The organism is Roseococcus microcysteis, from assembly GCF_014764365.1.
GTDB lineage: Bacteria > Pseudomonadota > Alphaproteobacteria > Acetobacterales > Acetobacteraceae > Roseococcus > Roseococcus microcysteis.
Map to the genome: position 1 here is coordinate 3,679,843 of NZ_CP061718.1, position 19,832 is coordinate 3,699,674.

The following is a 19,832-nucleotide window of genomic DNA, read 5'->3' on the forward strand; positions in this document are numbered from 1 at the left end:
CCATGCCCGACGACCTGCACGCACTTCCGCCTCTGGACGCGCTGCGCGCCATCCTGGGCCCCGCGGGCCTGCTGACGTCGCCGGAGGACCTGGCACCCTACCTGTCCGACTGGCGCGGCCTCTACACGGGCGAGGCCATGGCCCTGCTGCGTCCGGCCAGCACGGAAGAGGTCTCGGCCTGCGTGGCGCTCTGCGCGAAGCACGGCATCGCCGTCATCCCGCAGGGGGGCAACACCTCCATGGTGGGCGGCGCCACGCCGGAATCCCGGCCTGGCCAGGTGATCCTGAGCCTTGCCCGGATGAACCGGGTGCGCGAAGTGGACGCGCTCGACATGACCATGACGGTCGAGGCCGGCCTCGTGCTGACCCGCGCGCAGGAGGTGGCGGCGGAGCATGGCTGCCTCTTCCCCCTCAGCCTCGGTGCCGAGGGTTCGGCCATGATCGGCGGGCTGCTCTCCACCAATGCGGGGGGCAACACCACGGTCCGCTACGGCAATGCGCGCGAACTGATGCTGGGGCTGGAGGTGGTGCTGCCCGATGGCGGCATCATCCACGGCCTCCGGCGCCTCAGGAAGGACAATACCGGCTATGCGCTGCGGCACCTCTTCGTGGGGGCCGAGGGCACGCTGGGCATCATCACCGCCGCCGTGCTGCGGCTGTTTCCGGCCCTGCGCGAGACCGTGACCGCCCTCTGCGCCGTGCCGAGCGAGGATGCGGCCCTCTCCCTCTTCCGCCGCTTCCGCGCGGCCGATGAGGGCGCGGTGCGGGCCTTCGAATACATGTCGGGCACGGGCATGGGGATGGTGTTCAAGACCATCGAGGGCACGGCCCTGCCGCTGTCCAACCCCGTGAACCACTATGTGCTGGTGGACCTGACGGCCAGCCGGGAAGGGGCAGGGCTGCGCAGCCTGGCCGAGCACGTGCTGGAAGCGGCGCTGATCGAGGGTGAGATCGAGGACGCCATCCTCGCCGAATCCGAGGCCCAGCGCGCTTCCCTCTGGCGCCTGCGCGAGGAGCACCCGGAAGCCCAGAAGCGCACCGGCGCCAATGTAAAGAATGATGTCTCCGTGCCCGTCTCCAAGGTGCCGGAGATGATCCGCCGCTGTTCCGACGCGCTCCGCGAGATGATCCCGGGCAGCCGCCCCGTGCCCTTCGGACATCTGGGCGACGGCAACATCCACATGAACCTGGTCCAGCCCGAGGGCATGGACCCCGCGGCCTTCCTGGATCGTTCGCACGACATCATGGACTGCGTGAACGCCATCGTGCGCGACCTGGGCGGCAGCTTCTCGGCCGAGCACGGGGTGGGCCGGCTCAAGACCGACATGATGGAGGAGTGGCGCGGCGGCGCCGAACTCGCCGCCATGCGGGCCATCAAGGCGGCGCTGGACCCGCGGGGCATCATGAATCCGGGGAAGGTCCTTCCCGGCGGATGACCGCGGCGCCTTCCGCTGTTAGACCATGCGGGCATGAGGCGCATTGACCGCTACATCGTCCGCCAGCTGGCGCTGACCCTGTTCGCCGTGACCGTGGGCCTCGCCGCGCTGGTGTGGCTCACGCAGTCATTGCGGTTCATCGAGCTGGTGCTGGACCGCGGCCTGTCCTTCTGGGTCTTCCTGGAACTGACGGGCCTGCTGCTGCCGGGCTTCTTCGGGCTGATCCTGCCCATCACGACCTTCGTGGTGGTGCTGTTCACCTATGTGCGCCTGGCGGGTGACCGCGAGCTGGTGGTGATGCGCGCCGCCGGCCTGTCCAACTGGCAGCTCTCCCGCCCCGCCATGGCGGTGGCCACGGGCGCCATGCTGCTGTGCTATTTGCTGAATCTCTGGCTTACGCCGCTGGCGCAGCAGGCCTTCCGTGAATGGCAGTTCGAGATCCGCAACCAGATGGCGGGGCTCTTGCTGCAGGATGGCGTGTTCAGCCAGCTGGGCGGCGACCTGATGGTCTATGCCCGCGCCCGGGATGGGGCCAACAACCTCTACGGCATCCTGGTGCATGACACGCGCGAGCGGGGGGTGCCCGTCACCATCATCGCGGAGACGGGGCGGCTGACCTCCACCCCCCAGGGGCCGCGCGTCACCCTCATCAACGGGCAGCGGCAGCAGGTGGAGCAGGTGCGGGGCGCCGATGGCGTCACCCGCCCGCGCCTGACGACCCTTTCCTTCGCGGAGAACAGCCTGGACCTCGCCCGCACCAGCCGGGTGGAGGGTGACCGTTTCCGCAACGCCCATGAGCGCAGCCTGATGGAGCTGCTGGACCCCGATGACGACGTCTCCGAGCGTGACCGCCGTCGCTACCGGGCGGAGGCGCACCAGCGCCTGGCCAACCCGCTGACGGCCATCGGCCTCGCGCTGCTGGCGCTGGCCGTGGCGCTGACGGGGGAATTCCGGCGCTTCGGCGGTGGGTTCCGGCTCTTCATCGGCTGCGGGGTGATGGTGGCGCTGCTGGCGGTGGGGCTGACGCTGGGCAGCGCGGCCGCGCGGCAGAATTCGCTGCTGCCGCTGGTTTGGCTGCATGCCATCGTCCCCGGGCTGGTTTCGGCCTGGATCATCGCGGGCATGCCGGGCCTGGGCGGGAGGTTGCGGTCATGGGCGCGCTGAACGGGGGCGGGGCATGACGCCGGCCTATACCTTCACCTTCTATATCGCCCGACGCTTCCTGGCCGCGGCGCTGATCCTGCTGGTGGCGCTGACGCTGCTGGTCTCGCTGTTCGACTTCGTGGAGCTGCTGCGCCGCGCCGCCGGGCGGCCCGAGGCCCATTTCGGCATCGTCGCCACCATCGCCGCCCTTCGCATGCCCTTCATCGCCATGCAGCTTCTGCCTTTCGCCATTCTGCTGGGCGGCATGCTGGCCTTCTGGCGTCTGGCCCGGGGTTCGGAGCTGATCGTGGCGCGGGCCGCGGGCATCTCCGCCTTCGCCTTCCTGGCCGGGCCCACCGTCGTCGCGCTGCTGACCGGCATCACGGCCATCACCGCCATCTCGCCACTCTCCTCGGCCATGCTGGCGCGGGCGGAGCGGTTGGATGCCTCCTTCCTGCGGGCGGGCGGCGGGGTGACGGCGCTGGCCGGCGGCCGGCTGTGGCTGCGCCAGGCCGATACGGGGATCGAGCCCGGGGGGGTCGCCATCCTGACCGGCCGTCCGGCCCGGCTGCTCGGCACCGACCGGGCCGATTTCGTCATGACCGAGGTGACGGTCTGGCGGCTCTCCCGCCAGGACCAGCCCTTGCAGCGCCTGGAGGCGCCGAGGGCGCGCCTGACGGGCGGAAACTGGCAGTTGGAGGATGTCACGCAGTTCCAGATGGGACGGCCCCTGCCCAGCCAGCACCCGAGCATCACCCTGCCCACCATCCTGACGCCGGACCGCATCGAGGACAGCGTGGCCTCGCCCGACACGCTCTCCTTCTGGGCGCTGCCGGGCTTCATCGAGTTGCTGGAACAGTCCGGCTTCTCGGCGCTGCGGCACCGGCTGCAACTGCATTCGCTGCTGAGCACGCCTTTCCTGGCGGTGGCGATGGCGCTGCTGGCGGCCGGCTTCTCCATGCGGCATTCGCGCCAGGGGGGGCGGCGGTCGCGATCGCGACCGGCGTCGCGGCGGGCTTCGCCCTCTATGTCCTCGACCGTGTGACCGGGGAATTCGGCGAGGCGGGGTCGCTTCCCGTCTGGCTCGCCGCCTGGGCCCCCACCGCGACCGGCCTTCTGTTGGCGCTGGCGCTGCTTCTGCACCTGGAGGAAGGCTGACATGGCACAACCACCGCGGGTGAGCAGCCATCTGCCGCGCTTCGCCTCGCGCCGCGACCGGCGACGGGCCCAGGGCGCCTGGCGCCAGGCGCTGCGCCGCGCCGGGGGCACGCTGGCCCTCGCGCTGTTCGCCATGCTGGCCACCGCGGGCCAGGCGCAGCAAAGCGCGCCACCGCCCACCACCTCACCCACTGGCACGCCCACTGGAACATCCACTGTCACGCCGGCCATTCCCGGCCTGCGGGTGGACCAGGACACGCCCGTCGTGTTCACCGCCGACGAGGTGGAGTTCAACCAGCAGACCGGCGTCGTGACCGCCCGCGGCCGCGTCGAGGCCTGGCAAGGTGAGCGTTTCGTCCGCGCCGACACCTTCATCCATGACCGCAACACGGGCGTGACCATCCTGCGCGGCAATGTCCAGCTTCTGGAGGCCGATGGGCAGGTCTTCTACGCCGAGGAAGCCGAGCTGGCCGACCAGTTCCGCGACGGCGTGCTGCGCGAAATCCGCGCGCGGCTGGTGCAGAACGCCCGCATGGCCGCGACGGGCGCCCGGCGCAGCGGCGGCGAGGTCACGGACCTCGCACGCGTGGTCTATTCCGCCTGCAATCTCTGCGAAACGGACCCCACGCGCCCGCCGCTCTGGCAGCTTCGGGCCCGCGTCGCCACGCAGGACCGCCGGAGCGAGCGCATCTCCTACCGCGACGCGGTGGTCGAGGTGGGGGGCGTGCCGGTGCTCTACACGCCCTTCTTCTCGCATCCGGACCCGCAGACGCCCCGTTCCTCCGGATTTCTGTTCCCCTCCTTCGGCTACACCCGCTTCCTCGGCGCCTTCGCGGCGCTGCCCTATTTCTGGGCGATTGACGGGCAACAGGACCTCACGGCCACCCTGACGCAGGGCAGCGAGGTGCTGCCCAACCTCGACCTGCTGTATCGCCGCCGCTTCAACAATGGCGAGGTGAACCTCCAGGGCTCCATCGGCTATCTGCGGCGCTCCACGCTGCGGCGCCTCAGCGAGTTCGGCCAGACGCAGGATGAGCAGGTGGCGGGCCATGTCGCGGCCCGGGGCCGGTTCCATGTGACCGAGAACTGGCGCGTGGGCTTCGACATCAACCGCGCCAGCAGCGAGGGCTATCTGCGCACCTACCGCCTCGGCGTGCAGCGGGTGCTGGTCAGCCAAGTCTATGCCGAGGGCTTCTGGCGCACCGAGCATTACGCGCGCATCGACGCCCGTGCCTACCAGGGCCTGCGGACGCTGGAGGATACGCGCCTGCTGCCGGTGGTGGCGCCCAACGCCTTCTATGAATACGCGCCGCGCCAGACGGTGCTGGGCGGGCACCTCACCCTCGACATGGGCGCGCTTTCGCTCACGCGGCCGGTGGGCAGCGCCACCCAGCGCCTGGCCAGCCGCCTGGCCTGGGAACGCCCGATGCTCGGGTCCCAGGGCGATATCTGGACCATCCGCGCCCAGACCGACCTGCGCGCCTATCATGCCGATGGCCAGCAGAACGCGCCGGGCCTGCTGCCCGACGCCAATGGCACGCGCGGCGACGCCAATCTCCGCCTGGCCCTCGACTGGCGGATGCCGCTGGTGCGGCCCGTGGGCATCTGGGGCCAGCAATTGCTGGAGCCGCGGGTCCAGGTCGTCACCGGCCCCGCCACCGGCCGCCAGACGCGCTTTCCCAATGAGGACAGCGTGGATTTCGAGTTCACCGACGCGAACCTCTTCCAGCTCAACCGCTTCACCGGGCGGGACCGGCAGGAGGGGGGCACGCGCGTGGATGCGGCGCTGCGCGCCTCCTGGCTCTTCCCCAATGGCGGCCGGGTGGAGGGCCTCGCCGGCCGCTCCTTCCGCTTCCACGACAGCAACATCTTCCCCGCCAATTCCGGGCTGGAGCGCCGCGAATCCGATTGGGTGGGCCGCGCCGCCTTCGCGCCCGTGCCCTGGTTCGAGGTGATGGGGCGCACGCGGCTCGATGGCCGCAGCGGTCGCAACCGGGCCAGCGACGCGGTGCTGGCCACGTCGCTCGGCCGCATCGGGGTGCTGGACAATGTGGTCCTCACGACCAGCTACTTCGACCAGCCGCCCCAGGCCTTCTTCGCGAACGACCCCGGGCGGCGCGAGGTGGGCTTGGGGCTCGGCGCGGAGTACCGCACCCGGGCGGGCGGCGTCTGGCGGGCCAACGGGTCCATGCAGCTTGACCTGCGGACCGAGCGCCCTGCCTGGCTGCTGGGCACCGCGGGCTATGAGGATGAGTGCTGCATCATCCAGGCGCAATTCCAGCGCCGCCTGGGCTTCAACCCCATCACCAACGACCCGTATCGCGGCAACACCACGCTGTTGTTCCGCATCGCCTTCAAGACCGTGGGTGACTTCAGCCTGCGCGCGCTGTGACCGGGGCGGGCGGTGCTTTCCACCAGGGGCGAAACCGCTCTATGACGGCAGCCGACATGCGCCGCACACCGACACCCCGCCCCAACTTCCTCCGCTGGGGCCCCGCCCGGATGGCCGCCCTCGGCCTGGGTGCCGCCCTCGCCCTGGGGGTGGTGGCCAGCCCCGCCGCCGCCCAGCGCGCGCCCGCCGCCCAGGCGGCGCCCGGCAACATGAACCGCATCCTCGCCGTGGTGAACGGCGATGTGGTGACGCAGATGGAGGTCGCCTCCCGCGCGCGCCTCTTCGCGCTGAACATCGGCATGGCCGGCGGGCAGGAGGCCATCACCCGGCTGGAGCCGCAGATGCTCCGCCTGCTGATCGATGAGCGCCTGCGCATGCAGGAGGTGCAGCGCCGCGGCATCCCGGTGAGCGACCAGGACATCCTGGAATCCATCACCGACATCGAGCGCCGCAACAACCTGCCCGCCGGCGCGCTGGTGGCGCAGTTGCAGCGCATGGGCGTGCAGCCGCGCGTTCTCTACGATCAGATCCGCGTGCAGATCGGCTGGGGGCGCCTACTGCGCCAGGGGCTGGGCGACCAGGCCCAGGTCTCCGACGCCGAGGTGGCGGAGCTCATCGCCGCCCGTCGCGCCCGCACGGGCGTGCCCGAATTCCTGGTCGCCGAAATCTTCATCCCGGTCGAGAACCCGGATGTGGAGGCCGAGACCCAGCGCTTCGTCCAGGAGATCATCAACCAGCTTCGCCGCGGTTCGCCCTTCCCGGTGGTGGCGACGCAGTTCAGCCAGGCGCAGTCGGCGCTGCAGGGCGGTGACCTGGGCTGGGTGGTGCCCGAGCGGCTGGACCCGGAGGTGGCCGCGATCGTCACGCAGATGCCCCCCGGCGCCATCAGCAACCCGGTGCGCGTGGCCGGCGGCTTCCAGATCGTGACCCTGCGCGCCCGGCGCGAGGCGGGGCAGGCGGCACAGGTCTCCACCATGGTGTCGCTGCGGCAGATCTTCCTGCCCTTCGCCGAGCGGCTGGACCCGAACAACCCCACCGACCAGCAGCGGGCCACCCTCGACCGCGCGCAGCGCCTCCAGGGCGCCACCCGCGGCTGCGCGGCGGCCGAGGCGCTGCCCCGCACCAGCGACCGTCCGCTGGACCCGGGCGCCATTCGCCTCGAAGGCGTGAACCCGCCCCCGCTGCGCCAGGTGCTGGCCTCCCTGCCCATCGGCCGTTTCAGCGAGCCCCTGATCGCCCCCGATGGCATCCTGCTGCTGATGGTCTGCGGCCGGGAGCGCCAGGAGGAGGAGCAATTCACCCCCGAGATCGCGCGCCAGACCATCCTGCGCGACCGCGTGGAACTGGTCGCGCGGCAATTGCAGCGGGAGCTGCGGCGCCGCGCCATCATTGACCAGCGCGTGTGACGCGGCGGGGTCGCTGACCCCGCTTGGCGAGGTCGTCCGCCGATTTGGCCTCGATGCGCGCAAGGCGCTGGGCCAGCATTTCCTGCTGGATGAGGCCGTCTGCCGCCGCATCGCCCTGTTGCCGGGCGACCTTGCGGGGCGGCATGTGCTGGAGGTGGGGCCGGGGCCCGGCGGGCTGACCCGCGCCCTTCTGGCCCACCCGCTGGCCCACCTGACCGCCGTCGAGCTGGATGAGCGCGCCCTGGCCGCCCTGGCCGAGGTGGAGGCCGCCCATCCGGGCCGGCTGACCGTGCTGCGGCAGGATGCGCGGCACTTCCATGGTGCCACGGAACTCCCGGCCCCCCGCCAGGTGGTGGCGAACCTGCCCTACAATGTCGGCACGCCGCTGCTGATCGGTTGGCTGCGCGAGGCCGCCGCCTGGGAACGCCTGACTCTGATGTTCCAGGAGGAGGTGGCCTTCCGCATCACCGCCGCCCCGGGGACGGAGCATTACGGGCGGCTCGCGGTGCTGTCGCAATGGGTGGCGACCTGTTCCATCGGGTTGCGCCTGCCGCCGGGTGCCTTCCGCCCGCCGCCCAAGGTGCATTCGGCCGTGGTGGTGCTGACACCCCATGCGGAGCAGCCGCCGCCCGAGCTGTTCCGCGCCATGGAGCGCATCACCGCAGCCGCCTTCGGGCAGCGCCGCAAGATGCTGCGGGGGGCGCTGAAGCCCCTTGGGCAGGCGGAGGCGCTGCTGTCCGCCTGCGGCATCGCGCCCGAGCGCCGGGCCGAGGAATTGCCCGTTTCCGCCTTCGACGCGCTGGCCAGGGCATGGCTGGCGCGCGGCGAAGAGGCAGGCCAAGCTACCCCCTGAAACAACGGGGGAATGACGCCATGAAGCGGCTGCAACTGGGCGATGTGACGATCACGAGCCTGATCGAGCGGGACGGCCCCTGGCGCACCCCGCAGGAATTCTTCCTGGGCTGGAACGCCGAGGCCCAGGCCCCGAACATGGCGGCGTTGGAGCCCGAGGTCTTCGACCGCGCCAGCGGCAAGATGGTCATCACCTACCAGACCTTCGTGGTCCGCACGCCCAAGCACGTGATCCTGGTGGACACCTGCACCGGCGAGCACAAGGGCTATCCGCCGCCCATGGACTTTCCCAAGCAGCCCTGGATGGACGCGCTGACCGCCGAGGGCCTGACGCCCGAGGATGTGGACTACGTCTTCTGCACCCACCTGCACATCGACCACAGCGGCTGGAACACCAAACTGGTGGACGGGCGCTGGGTGCCGACCTTCCCCAACGCCAAATACATCTTCCACAAGGGCGAATACGCGGCCTGGGAGGCGCTGGACGCGCAGGGCGTCGAGAAGGCCGGCGGCGCGGGCGGCGTGTGGCGCATGAACTGCCTGCCCATCGTCGAGGCCGGCCAGGCGCTGCTGGTGGATGAGAGCTACACCCTGGATGATTGCCTCAGCCTGATCCTGACGCCGGGCCATACGCCCTGCCATTGCTGCGTGAAGATCGAGAGCCGGGGCCAGCGCGCCATCATCGCCGGCGACATGATGCACCACCAGCTGCAATGCACGGACCCCTCGCTCTCCACCATCTTCTGCTGGGACCCGAAGCAGGCCGAGGCCTCGCGCCGGCGGGTCTTCGAGGAGGTGGCGGACACGCCGACCCTGATGCTGCCCATTCATTTCGCGCACCCGACGGTGGGGCGGTTGAAGGGGGCGGATCGGGGCTTCAAGTGGGAGTTCGTGCGGGAGTGATGGCGGCGGGGGAAAGGGCTTTCGCCCTGGCGCGCGGCTGATTCACGCCTTCGGCGATACCGCCGAAGGCGATCAGACGCTAAACCCATCCCCATGTCCGTCGCCACCCTGACCGTCCCGCCCGCCGAGGCGGAAACCCGCCTCGACCGCTGGCTCCGCCGCCGCTACCCCGCGCTCACCCAGGGCGCCCTGCAAAAGATGCTCCGCACCGGGCAGATCCGGGTGGATGGCAAGCGCGCCGAGGCCAGCACCCGCCTCGCCGCCGGGCAGGAGGTGCGCCTGCCCCCGATGCCGGACACGCCCGCGCCCAAGGCGGAACCGCGCCCCATCCCGGAGGCCGCCGCGCGCGAGCTCCAGGCGCGCGTGCTGTATCGGGACGCCAGCGTGATCGTGCTGGACAAGCCGCCGGGCCTGGCCGTGCAGGGCGGCCCCGGCATCACCAAGCACCTGGACGGCATGCTGGACGCGCTGGCCTATGACGGCGAGCGCCCGCGCCTGGTGCACCGGCTGGACCGTGACACCTCGGGCGTGCTGCTGCTGGCCCGGACGGTCCAGGCGGCGGCCTTCCTCGCCAAGGCCTTCCGCGGCCGCGACGTGGAGAAGACCTATTGGGCCGTGGTGGTGGGCGAACCCCTGCACCATGCCGGCACCATCGAGATGCCGCTGATGAAGGAAGGCGGCGGCGGGCGGGAGCGCGTGGTGGCCGCACCCCCGGGCGCACGCGGCCCCGATGTGGTGCGTTCCACCACCGAATACCGCCTGCTGGACGTGGCCAAGCGCCGCGCCGCCCTGCTGGAGATGAAGCCCCACACCGGGCGCACCCACCAGCTGCGCGTCCACTGCGCCACCGCGCTCAGCACGCCCATCCTGGGCGATGGAAAATATGGCGGGACGGCCGCGCATCTCGAGGGGCTGTCGGGCAGTTTGCATCTGCACGCCCGCGCCCTGCGGGTGCCGCACCCTGATGGCGGGGTGCTGGAGGCCATGGCCGCGCCCCCGCCGCACATGGAGGAAACCATGCGCTTCCTGGGCTTCGACAACCCCGCCCCCAAGCCCCCCCGGCGCCTCGCATGAAGAAGTTTCTGATCGGCCTGCTGGCCGTGGTCGTCGCGCTGCCGCTGCTGGCGGTGGCGGGCTTCATGCTGTTCTTCGACGCCGATGCCTTCCGCCCGCGCGCCGAACGCGCGGCCAGCCAGGCGCTGGGCCATCCTGTCCGCATCGAGGGGCCGCTGACGCTGCGGCCTGCCCTCACGCCCAGCCTGGGCGCCAGCCTCATCACGGCCACGGGGGCGGATGGCGCACCTATCCTCTCCATCGAGGATGCCACGCTGCGCCTGGCCATCCTGCCGCTGACGCGCGGGCATGTGGAGGTGGACCGGCTGGAACTGACCGGCGGCGTGCTGCGCCTGGATGCCGCCGCCTGGGCCCGCGCGGCGGCGCCCGAGGCCGCCACCCCCGCGCCCAGCCCCGGCGAGCCCCGGGAGCCCATGACGCTCGACCTGCGCGCCGCGCGCCTCGCCGATTGGCGCGTGACCCATGCGGGCGAGACCTTCACCCTGGCCGAGGCAACCCTCACCAGCCCCTCGGCCGGCGCGCCGCTGGCGCTTGCCGCGCGCGGCGAATGGCGGGCCACGCCGCTGGCGCTGGAAGGGGAGGTAGCCCCGCCCCAGGCCTGGATGGGCGCGGGCGAGGCGCCCTTCGCGTTGAACCTTACCGCCGCCGGGGCGCGGCTCGCGCTCGAGGGGCGCCGGCAGGGCGCGAATGTGCAGGGCCGGATTGCGGGGGATGTCCCGAACCTCGCCGCCCTCTCGCCGCTGGTCGGCCAACCGCTGCCGGCTTTGACCGGCGTGTCGCTGCGCGCCGAGGGGGCGCTGGAGGGCGGTTCGCCACGCCTCGCCAACCTCGAACTCCGCGCCACGGGCGGGGAAGCCATGGGCATCACCCTGGCCGGGCTGGAGGCCAGGCTGCCGGCCCTGGATGCGCCGCTGGAAGGAACCGCCCGCCTGACTTGGCGCGGCGCCCCTCTGGAAGTGGCGTGGCGTGCCCCGCCCACCGCCCTCATGGCGGGCCAGCCGGCCGAGATCACGGCGCGAATCGCGTCGGGCCAGGCGGTGATGACGGTCGCCGGGAACTGGCCGCAGGCGCTGCGGCTGGAAGCGAATGTGCCGGAGTTGGCCGCCCTTTCGCCCCTGGCGGGCCGGCCGCTGCCGGCGCTGACAGGGCTCGCGCTCCGCGCCGATGTGGCGCCGCGTGGGCAGCAGGGCGTGTCCATCAGCCGCTTTACCGCCGAATCCTCGGCCGGCGACCTGGGCGGCGCGCTGGAACTGGGATGGGCCGACCGGCCGCGTGTGACGGGGCAGGTGCAGTCGCGGCGGCTTGATCTCGGCGCGCTGCGCCTGCCGGCCGCGCCGGCGGGAACGCCCGCACCGGCCGCGCCAGCGCCGGCGCCCGCCGAGCCGGCGCGGCTGATCCCGGCGACGCCGCTCGACCTCGCCTTCCTCCGCGATTTCGACGCCGATCTGCGCTTCATCCTGGCCGAGCTGGTGCAACCCGGCCTGACTGCCACCGCCGTCGAGGGCCGCTTCGTGAACGCGGCGGGTGAGGCGCGGCTGAACCCCTTCGCCGCCAATGTGCCCGGCGGGCGGCTGACCCTGCGCGTCGCGGCCGATGCGCGGGGCCAGGTGCCGCTGGTGCAGGTGTCGGGGGGCGGGCAGGGGCTGGAACTCGCGGCGCTGCTGGCCTCCATCGGCACCCAGGCCCCCACGGGCGGGACGGCCGATCTCGACATGGATCTGCGCGGGCAGGGCGGTGATCTGCGCGCCGTGGCCGCGACGCTGACGGGGCACCTGGGCGTCGCGGTCATCAATGCCCGTCTGGGCGGCGGGCTGGGCCAGACCCTGCAGCAGCTCACGCCGCTGCTGGCGCCTGGCGCGCCGCTGGCCTGCCTCGCTTTTCGCACCGATGTGGAGCAGGGGCTGGCGCGCGTCACCACGCTGTTTCTCGACGGCGCGGCGGGGCGTGTGGCGGGGGAAGGGAATATCCGCCTCGCCGACGAGGCGCTGGCCATGCGGCTGCTGACCGATTTGCGCGTGGCCGGGCTGCGTGTCCGCGCCCCGGTGCCAGTGACCGGGCGGCTGATGGCGCCCCGGCTGGAGGGGGCGGGCCTCATCGCCGGCGCCCTGGGTGGCGGCGGCATGCCCTCGCTGCCCGATTGCGCCACCACGCTGCGGATCGCGCGCGGCGGGCGGGACGGGCCGGTGCCCGCCAACCCGACGCCCGCCACCACCGAAACCGCGCCGGCCGAGGGCGCCATCCCCGGGGCACCTCCCGCCGTGAACGAGCTTTTGCGCGGTTTTCTGCGGCGGTAGGATGCGGGCATGAAGCGTTTCTGGGACCATGCCTCCGTCGTGCCCGCGGCGGAGGGTTTCGCCGTGCATCTCGACGGCAAGCCGGTGCGCCTGCCCGGCGGCGGGACACTGGCCGTGCAGACCCGCCCGCTGGCCGAGGCGCTGGCCGCCGAATGGCAGGCGGCGGGTGGCGCCCGCGATGGCGAGATGAGCTGGGAGGATGTGCCCCTCTCGCGCCTCATCGGCACGGCGGCCGAGCGCATCGCCCCCGCGCCGGAGGCCACCATGCTGGCCATCGCGAAATATGGCGAGACGGATCTGCTCTGCTACCGCGCCGAGGACCCCGTGCTGTCCGCCCGGCAGCATGCGGGCTGGCAACCCTGGCTCGACTGGTCGGCCGAGGTGCTGGGCGCGCGGCTGGCGGTGACGGACGGGCTGATGCCCGTGGCGCAGGAGCCTGCGGCCCTCGCCGCCCTGGCGCGCGCGGTGGCGCGGCTCGATCCGCTGCGGCTTTCCGCGCTGGGCGTGCTGGTGCCGGCGCTGGGCAGCCTGGTGCTGGGCCTCGCTGTGCAGCGCGGCGCGCTGGCGGTGGAGGAGGCGCACCGCCTCTCCATCCTGGATGAGCTCTTCCAGGAGGAGCAATGGGGCCTCGACTGGATGGCCGAGGAGCGGCGCGAGAAGGTGGCGGCGGACCTCCGCCTGGCCGTCCGCCTGCTGGAGCTGGCGCCGTGACGGCGTTGCGGTTGCGAATCGCCGGCCGTGTGCAGGGGGTGGGCTTCCGCGATTGGCTGCAGGGCGAGGCGCAGCGGCACGGGCTGTCCGGTTGGGTCCGCAACCGGGCCGATGGCTCGGTGGAGGCCTTGCTGGCCGGCGAGACCCCGGCGGTGCAGGCGGTGGTCTCGGCCTGCCGTCTGGGGCCGCCGATGGCGCGTGTCACCGCCATCGAGGAGAGCTTCGCCGAACCGCCGGGCGAGCCTGGATTCCAACGTCTTCCAACGCTGTAATCTCAAAAGCGCTTGCATTTTCTGCTGCAATGCATCATGTGAGCCCGGTCAGCGGGGAAGCACCCCGCCCGGATCCGGCCGCGTGAGCGGCGCCGCGCCACGGTTCTCATCGTGGCGCCCAAGGTAGCCGAACTGCCGGATTCCCGATGCTCTCTCCCGGATCAGCCCAGCCACGCGGGGTGTCCACCCTGAACTTCGCGGCCCGTGACGCGGCGCCGCGCTGCTGGATTTATCATGACCACTTTCGCTGAAATGAACCTCAACCCGCTGCTGCTGCGCGCGCTGGAAGAGGCCGGTTACACCACCCCCACCCCCATCCAGACCAAGGCCATCCCGACCGTGCTGTCGGGCCGTGACGTGCTGGGCATCGCCCAGACCGGCACCGGCAAGACCGCCGCCTTCGCCCTGCCCATCCTGCACCGCCTGGCCGAGACGCCGGGCCGCCCGCCCAAGGGCGGTTGCCGCGTGCTGGTGCTGAGCCCGACGCGCGAGCTCGCCAGCCAGATCGCCGACAGCTTCAAGGCCTATGGCAAGCATATGGGCTTTTCCGTCGCCACCATCTTCGGCGGCGTGGGCCATGCGCCCCAGCAGCGGGCGCTGGCCCGCGGCGTGGACGTGGTGGTGGCCACCCCCGGCCGCCTGCTGGACCACATGAACAGCCGCGCCGCGCGCCTGGATCACACCCAGATCCTGGTGCTGGACGAGGCCGACCAGATGCTGGACCGCGGCTTCCTGCCCGCCATCCGGCAGGTCGTCCGCGCGGTGCCGACGGACCGCACCACGCTGTTCTTCTCGGCCACCATGCCGCCCGACATCGCGAAGCTCGCCGCCGACATGCTGCGCGAGCCGGTGCGGATCGAGGTGACGCCCGTCGCCACCACGGCCGAGCGCGTGAACCAGCGCTGCATCATCCTGGAAGGCGGGCAGAAGCGCACGACGCTGGCCAAGCTGCTCAAGGAAGACGGCGTGGGCCGCGTGCTGGTCTTCGCCCGCACCAAGCATGGCGCGGACAAGATCGTGAAGTCGCTGGAGCAGGATGGCCTGCAGGCCAATGCCATCCATGGCAACAAGGGCCAGTCCCAGCGGGAACGCGCCCTGGCCGAGTTCAAGTCCGGCCGCGCGCCCATCCTGGTGGCGACCGATATCGCGGCGCGCGGCATTGACGTGCCGGATGTGACGCATGTCATCCAGCATGAGCTGCCGGAAGTGCCCGAGACCTACGTCCACCGCATCGGCCGCACCGCGCGCGCTGGTGCTTCGGGCCAGGCCATCGCGCTGGTGGCGCCGGACGAGATCGGCCTGCTGCGCGCCATCGAGCGCACCACGCGGCAGAAGATCGACACCTCGGACATCCGCACGGACCGCTCCCGCCCGCTGGATGACCGCGCCACCCCCGCCCGCCCGCAGCGTGGCCGCCCCGGGCCGCAGCGCCCGGCCAAGCCCGCCCCCGCGGCGAGGCGCGTGGCGACCACCGGGAGGAGCGCAGCTCCGCCCCGCGCAGCTTCGTGAAGCCGGCGGGCAGCGAGGGGCGCCGCCGCCCGGGCGCGCCGCAGCAGCGCGGCTTTCTCGCGCGCGGTCCCTGAGGTGGTACCGGCGGGGAGGTGACGTGAGCTTTAGCGACTGATTCACCGCTCCGGCGATTCCGCCTCCGCGGATCAGGCGCTAGCCTGGGCAAAACCCAGGAGACGTCATGGCCCCGCTTCTGCTTCTCTGGCACGACAACACCGCCCCGTATCGCCGCGCCTTGGAAGAGGCCGGCGTGGCGGGGCGTTTCCGCATCCAGGAGCTGAAGCGGGCCGAGACGCCTGACGCTGCCCTTCTGGCCGAGGCGGAGGGGCTGCTCGCCTGGGGCGCCCCACCCGGCCTGTTGTCACGGATGCCCAAGCTGCGTTGGGTGCAGGCGCTGACGGCGGGCGTGGAGAACTGGATCGGCCGGCCTGATCTCGCTGCCGGCGTGACACTGTGCTGCGCGCGCGGCACCCATCGCGTGCAGATGCCCGAGAACATCCTGGGCGCGCTCTTCCACATCACGAAGCCCTATCACGCCGCCGCCATGGACCAGCGCGAATCGCGCTGGACGCGGCGCGTGGCGACGACCTTGGCGGGAAGGACGCTGGGCATATTGGGGCTGGGCGCCATCGGCGTGGAACTGGCGCGCAAGGCGGCCGCGCTGGAGATGCGCGTCATCGGCACCCGCCGCAGCCCCGGCGCCGTGCCGCATGTGGAACAGGTCTTCGGGCCGGAGGACACGGATGCCGTGCTGGCGCAGTCCGACTTCGTGCTGCTGCTGCTGCCCGCCACGCCCGAGACCGACAACCTCATGAACGCCGCGCGAATCGGGCGGATGAAGCGCGACGCCTGGCTGATCAACTTCGGCCGCGGCTCGGCCATCGTGGACGAGGACCTCGTCCAGGCGCTGAAGGAGGGCGTGATCGCGGGCGCGGTGCTGGACGTCTTCCGCGAGGAACCGCTGCCCCAGAGCCACCCCTTCTGGACCACGCCCAACTGCGTGGTGCTGCCCCATATCGGCGGGCTCCACCCGGAGCGCGACAAGGTGGTGGCCGCCCTCTTCGCCGAGAATGCGCGGCGCCTGCTGGCCGGCGAGGCGCTGTCCCAGGCGGTGGACCCGAAGCTGGGTTACTGAGCGCTCTCGGGCTCGCCGAAGACCTCGTCCCAGGCGGATTTCAGCGCGCTGTCCAGCTCCTCCATGGTGGCCAGCACGCCGAGGTCGTGCAGGCTGGTCACGCCATGCTCGCGGATGCCGCAGGGGATGATGCCGCCGAAATGCGACAGGTCCGGCTCCAGGTTCAGCGCGATGCCGTGCCATGAGACCCAGCGGGTGACGCGCACGCCGATCGCGCCGATCTTGCACTCCACATTGCCGGGCTTCACCACCCAGATGCCCACCCGGCCCTCGCGCCGTTCGCCGCGGATGTTGAAGCGGTCGAGCGCCCGGATCATCCATTCCTCCAGGCCATGGACATAGGCGCGCACGTCGCGCGGCTTCACCGTGCCATGCGCCCGCGTCAGGTCCAGCATGACATAGGCGGTGCGCTGGCCGGGGCCGTGATAGGTCCATTGCCCGCCGCGCCCGGCCGCGAAGGCGGGGAAGCGCGTCTCGACCAGCTCCTCGGGCTTGGCGCTGGTGCCGGCGGTGTAGCTGGGCGGGTGCTCGACCAGCCAGACGCATTCCGGGGCCGTGCCGGCGCGGATGGCGGCCACGCGGGCCTCCATGGCGGCGAGCGCATCGGGGTAGGGGGTCAGGCCCTCGGAGATGGTCCAGGAGAGATTCGTCATCGGGTCAGTTGAACCGGGCGGGATCATGCGCTACAGCCCCCACCGCGTCGCGGTCATGGCGGAATGGTAGACGCGCTAGCTTGAGGTGCTAGTGGGGGCAACCCCGTGGAAGTTCGAATCTTCTTGACCGCACCATTCCCTGCCCGAGGGGGCCCCCCTGGATGCATGTCTTCGTCCTCAATGCCGGCGCCTCCGTGCGGACCGGGCTGGCGGGGGCGGAACTTCGCATCCCAGACCCCGAGGCCTTCTTCGGCGCGCGCGGCATCAACACCGGCGACTTGCTGGTCTATGACGCGACGCTGCGGCACCTGGCCGCCACCAAGGTCACGCAGCTGGGTTTCGCCGCGGCCGGCGAGCGGAAGCACTGGCCGAAGGAACAGCCGGACATCACGATCATCCGTGGCTCCAACTACCTCATGGAGGGGTTGGACTTCGGCCATGTGGTGCCCCTGCTGCGGCACCTGACCGGGCCGGTGGTGGCACTGGGGGTGGGCGCGCAGGCCGCCTCCTACCGCCGCCTGAGCCTGCCGGAAGGCTCGGTCGCCTTTTGGCGCCTGGTGGCGGAGAAATCCGAGAGCCTGGGTGTGCGGGGCGAGTATTCGGCCGAGGTGCTGGCCGCGCTCGGCATCCGCAACACGCGCATCATCGGCTGCCCGAGCTTTTACCGATCCGGCGCACCCACGCGTCCCATCCGTCCCGTGCAGGCCCGCACGGGGCGCCTGGGCCTGACGCTGAACCGGCACCTGCAGGGCGAATACACGCCGAGCCAGGGCCTCTCCCAGATCGCGCAGCGGCGCCTCCTGGCCGAGGTGGCCCGGCGCCCCGGCAGCCGTCTCTACGCCCAGGGTGAGCGGGAGGAGATGCTGCTGGCCCTGGGCGCGCCCACGCGACGCGCGGAGCGGCTGCGGGAGGTGCTGGGCCTGCACGGCCTTGCCGACGACCCCCGCGTGGCGCAGCTGCTGGGGCGACACATGGCGGCCCATATCGACATCGACAGCTGGGCCGAGGATCTGGCGGCCCATGTGGACATGGTGCTGGGGCTGCGGCTGCATGGCAATGTCATGGCGCTGCAACAGGGCATCCCCGCCATTCCCATCGTCTATGACACCCGCACGCGCGAGATGGCCGAGTTGTTCGAACTCCCCGCGATAGAGATGCAGCTCGCCGGCGCCATGGATCTGGACATGATGCTGGAGGGCGCGGATTTCGCGCCTTTCGAGGCGGCCTATGCGCGGAATTTCACGATCTACCGCGCCTTCCTGGAGGAGAACCGCCTGGCGCATCGGCTGGATGCGGGGCCGGCGCGGCAGCCCGCATTGACAGGGGGCGGCGAAACCGCTTGAAGGCGTCCGCTCTCGCCCGCGTGCGGAGGGGTGCCCGAGTGGCTAAAGGGGACGGACTGTAAATCCGTTGGCTTGCGCCTACGCTGGTTCGAATCCAGCCCCCTCCATATTCCCGGCGCGAGCAGCGGGTGCCGTCCCGAACGGGGTGGCGCTCCTGGCGTGATGCAGGCGTCCGCCTCGGCGCGGGTGTAGCTCAATGGTAGAGCACCAGCCTTCCAAGCTGGCTACGGGGGTTCGATTCCCCTCACCCGCTCCAGGGTGGTGCTCCCGCTGAGTGGCGCTCGCGCGGTTGCGGTTTCAGGAACGATCATTCGCGGAGCGGGACCACAGATGGCCAAGGCGAAGTTTGAGCGGAACAAGCCGCACTGCAACATTGGGACGATCGGCCATGTGGATCATGGCAAGACGTCATTGACGGCGGCTATCACGAAGACGCTGGCGAAGACGGGTGGTGCGACGTTCACGGCGTACGACCAGATTGACAAGGCGCCTGAGGAGCGTGCGCGCGGGATCACGATCTCGACGGCGCATGTGGAATACGAGACGTCGAACCGTCACTACGCGCATGTGGATTGCCCTGGCCACGCGGACTACGTGAAGAACATGATCACGGGTGCCGCGCAGATGGACGGCGCGATCCTGGTGGTGTCGGCGGCGGATGGCCCGATGCCGCAGACGCGTGAGCACATCCTGCTGGCGCGCCAGGTGGGCGTTCCCGCGCTGGTGGTGTTCCTGAACAAGATGGACATGGCGGACCCCGACCTGGTCGAGCTGGTGGAGATGGAGGTGCGCGAGCTGCTGTCCTCCTACCAGTTCCCTGGCGACGACATCCCCATCATCAAGGGCTCTGCGCTGTGCGCGCTGGAAGACAAGCAGCCTGAGATCGGTGAGCAGGCGGTGCTGGCGCTGATGGCGGCGGTGGACAGCTACATTCCGCAGCCCGAGCGCGCGATCGACCGTCCGTTCCTGATGCCTGTCGAGGACGTGTTCTCGATCTCGGGTCGCGGCACGGTGGTGACGGGCCGCGTGGAGCGGGGCGTGATCAAGGTCGGTGAGGAAGTCGAGATCGTGGGCCTGAAGGACACGGTGAAGACGGTCGTCACGGGCGTTGAGATGTTCCGCAAGCTGCTGGACCAGGGCCAGGCGGGCGACAACATCGGTGCGCTGCTGCGCGGCACGAAGCGCGAGGATGTGGAGCGTGGCCAGGTTCTGGCGGCGCCCGGTTCGATCAAGCCGCACTCGAAGTTCAAGGCCGAGGCGTACATCCTGACGAAGGAGGAGGGCGGTCGCCACACGCCGTTCTTCACGAACTACCGTCCGCAGTTCTACTTCCGCACGACCGACGTGACGGGCGTGGTGCAGCTGCCTGAGGGCGTCGAGATGGTGATGCCCGGCGACAACGTCTCGATGGACGTGGAGCTGATCGCGCCGATCGCGATGGATGAGGGCCTTCGTTTCGCGATCCGCGAGGGTGGCCGCACCGTGGGTGCGGGCGTCGTCGCCAGCATTTCGAAGTAAGGCCCGCTTGCGGCGCGGCCGCGCAGGGGGGAT

General features: G+C 71.3%; 16 protein-coding genes and 3 tRNA genes. 18 read left to right on the forward strand and 1 reads right to left on the reverse strand.

Annotation, left to right across the window (positions count from 1 at the left end):
• Nucleotides 1-2 precede the first annotated feature (2 nt).
• The 13 genes from ICW72_RS17745 (at nt 3) to ICW72_RS17805 (ending at nt 16,285) form a co-directional block, all read left to right on the forward strand.
• On the forward strand, nt 3-1,436 hold the full coding sequence (locus ICW72_RS17745; RefSeq protein ID WP_191083910.1) for an FAD-binding oxidoreductase: 1,434 nt from the start codon (nt 3-5) through the stop codon (nt 1,434-1,436).
• Between the two features lie 33 nt (nt 1,437-1,469).
• On the forward strand, nt 1,470-2,600 hold the full coding sequence (lptF, locus tag ICW72_RS17750; protein WP_191083911.1) for an LPS export ABC transporter permease LptF: 1,131 nt from the start codon (nt 1,470-1,472) through the stop codon (nt 2,598-2,600).
• 13 nt (nt 2,601-2,613) lie between these two features.
• Nucleotides 2,614-3,624, forward strand: coding sequence for an LptF/LptG family permease (locus ICW72_RS17755; protein ID WP_332308942.1), 1,011 nt, complete (start codon nt 2,614-2,616; stop codon nt 3,622-3,624).
• Between the two features lie 114 nt (nt 3,625-3,738).
• Nucleotides 3,739-6,129, forward strand: a complete 2,391-nt coding sequence (locus ICW72_RS17760) for an LPS-assembly protein LptD (RefSeq protein ID WP_223880666.1) — start codon at nt 3,739-3,741, stop codon at nt 6,127-6,129.
• Nucleotides 6,130-6,170: 41 nt separating this feature from the next.
• Nucleotides 6,171-7,535 carry a peptidylprolyl isomerase gene (locus ICW72_RS17765; RefSeq protein WP_223880667.1) on the forward strand — a complete coding sequence of 455 codons (1,365 nt, stop codon included), beginning with the start codon at nt 6,171-6,173 and terminating at the stop codon, nt 7,533-7,535.
• A complete protein-coding gene (gene rsmA / locus ICW72_RS17770; protein ID WP_191083912.1) occupies nt 7,519-8,388 on the forward strand; it encodes a 16S rRNA (adenine(1518)-N(6)/adenine(1519)-N(6))-dimethyltransferase RsmA in 870 nt (289 codons plus the stop codon). Before ICW72_RS17765 ends, rsmA begins: the two co-directional genes overlap by 17 nt.
• Nucleotides 8,389-8,408: 20 nt before the next feature.
• Complete coding sequence (locus ICW72_RS17775; protein ID WP_191083913.1) at nt 8,409-9,290, forward strand: MBL fold metallo-hydrolase; 882 nt, start codon at nt 8,409-8,411, stop codon at nt 9,288-9,290.
• 93 nt (nt 9,291-9,383) lie between these two features.
• Nucleotides 9,384-10,364 carry an RluA family pseudouridine synthase gene (locus tag ICW72_RS17780; protein ID WP_191083914.1) on the forward strand — a complete coding sequence of 327 codons (981 nt, stop codon included), beginning with the start codon at nt 9,384-9,386 and terminating at the stop codon, nt 10,362-10,364.
• Complete coding sequence (locus ICW72_RS17785; protein WP_191083915.1) at nt 10,361-12,658, forward strand: AsmA family protein; 2,298 nt, start codon at nt 10,361-10,363, stop codon at nt 12,656-12,658. The genes ICW72_RS17780 and ICW72_RS17785 overlap by 4 nt, the downstream gene beginning before the upstream one ends.
• Nucleotides 12,659-12,667: 9 nt before the next feature.
• A complete protein-coding gene (locus ICW72_RS17790) occupies nt 12,668-13,369 on the forward strand; it encodes an ATP12 family chaperone protein (RefSeq protein ID WP_191083916.1) in 702 nt (233 codons plus the stop codon).
• The gene (locus ICW72_RS17795) at nt 13,366-13,641 is read left to right on the forward strand and encodes an acylphosphatase (RefSeq protein ID WP_184385269.1); all 276 of its coding nucleotides are present in this window, start codon (nt 13,366-13,368) and stop codon (nt 13,639-13,641) included. Before ICW72_RS17790 ends, ICW72_RS17795 begins: the two co-directional genes overlap by 4 nt.
• 234 nt (nt 13,642-13,875) lie before the next feature.
• Nucleotides 13,876-15,150, forward strand: a complete 1,275-nt coding sequence (locus tag ICW72_RS17800) for a DEAD/DEAH box helicase (RefSeq protein WP_191083917.1) — start codon at nt 13,876-13,878, stop codon at nt 15,148-15,150.
• A gap of 181 nt (nt 15,151-15,331) precedes the next feature.
• Nucleotides 15,332-16,285, forward strand: coding sequence for a D-2-hydroxyacid dehydrogenase (locus tag ICW72_RS17805; protein WP_191083918.1), 954 nt, complete (start codon nt 15,332-15,334; stop codon nt 16,283-16,285).
• Here ICW72_RS17805 and lipB read toward each other — a convergent pair.
• Nucleotides 16,279-16,938, reverse strand: a complete 660-nt coding sequence (gene lipB, locus ICW72_RS17810) for a lipoyl(octanoyl) transferase LipB (RefSeq protein WP_191083919.1) — start codon at nt 16,936-16,938, stop codon at nt 16,279-16,281. The two genes, ICW72_RS17805 and lipB, sit on opposite strands and share 7 nt — an antisense overlap.
• Nucleotides 16,939-16,987: 49 nt before the next feature.
• On the opposite strand from lipB, the gene ICW72_RS17815 reads away from it, so the two are divergent.
• The 5 genes from ICW72_RS17815 (at nt 16,988) to tuf (ending at nt 19,799) form a co-directional block, all read left to right on the forward strand.
• Nucleotides 16,988-17,073: transfer RNA gene (locus tag ICW72_RS17815), tRNA-Leu, on the forward strand.
• Nucleotides 17,074-17,099: 26 nt separating this feature from the next.
• Complete coding sequence (locus ICW72_RS17820) at nt 17,100-18,281, forward strand: polysaccharide pyruvyl transferase family protein (protein WP_191083920.1); 1,182 nt, start codon at nt 17,100-17,102, stop codon at nt 18,279-18,281.
• A 24-nt stretch (nt 18,282-18,305) separates the two neighbouring features.
• A tRNA-Tyr gene (locus ICW72_RS17825) sits at nt 18,306-18,388 on the forward strand.
• Nucleotides 18,389-18,463: 75 nt separating this feature from the next.
• A tRNA-Gly gene (locus tag ICW72_RS17830) sits at nt 18,464-18,537 on the forward strand.
• A gap of 74 nt (nt 18,538-18,611) precedes the next feature.
• Nucleotides 18,612-19,799, forward strand: a complete 1,188-nt coding sequence (gene tuf / locus ICW72_RS17835) for an elongation factor Tu (RefSeq protein WP_191083921.1) — start codon at nt 18,612-18,614, stop codon at nt 19,797-19,799.
• The last annotated feature ends 33 nt before the right edge of the window (nt 19,800-19,832 follow it).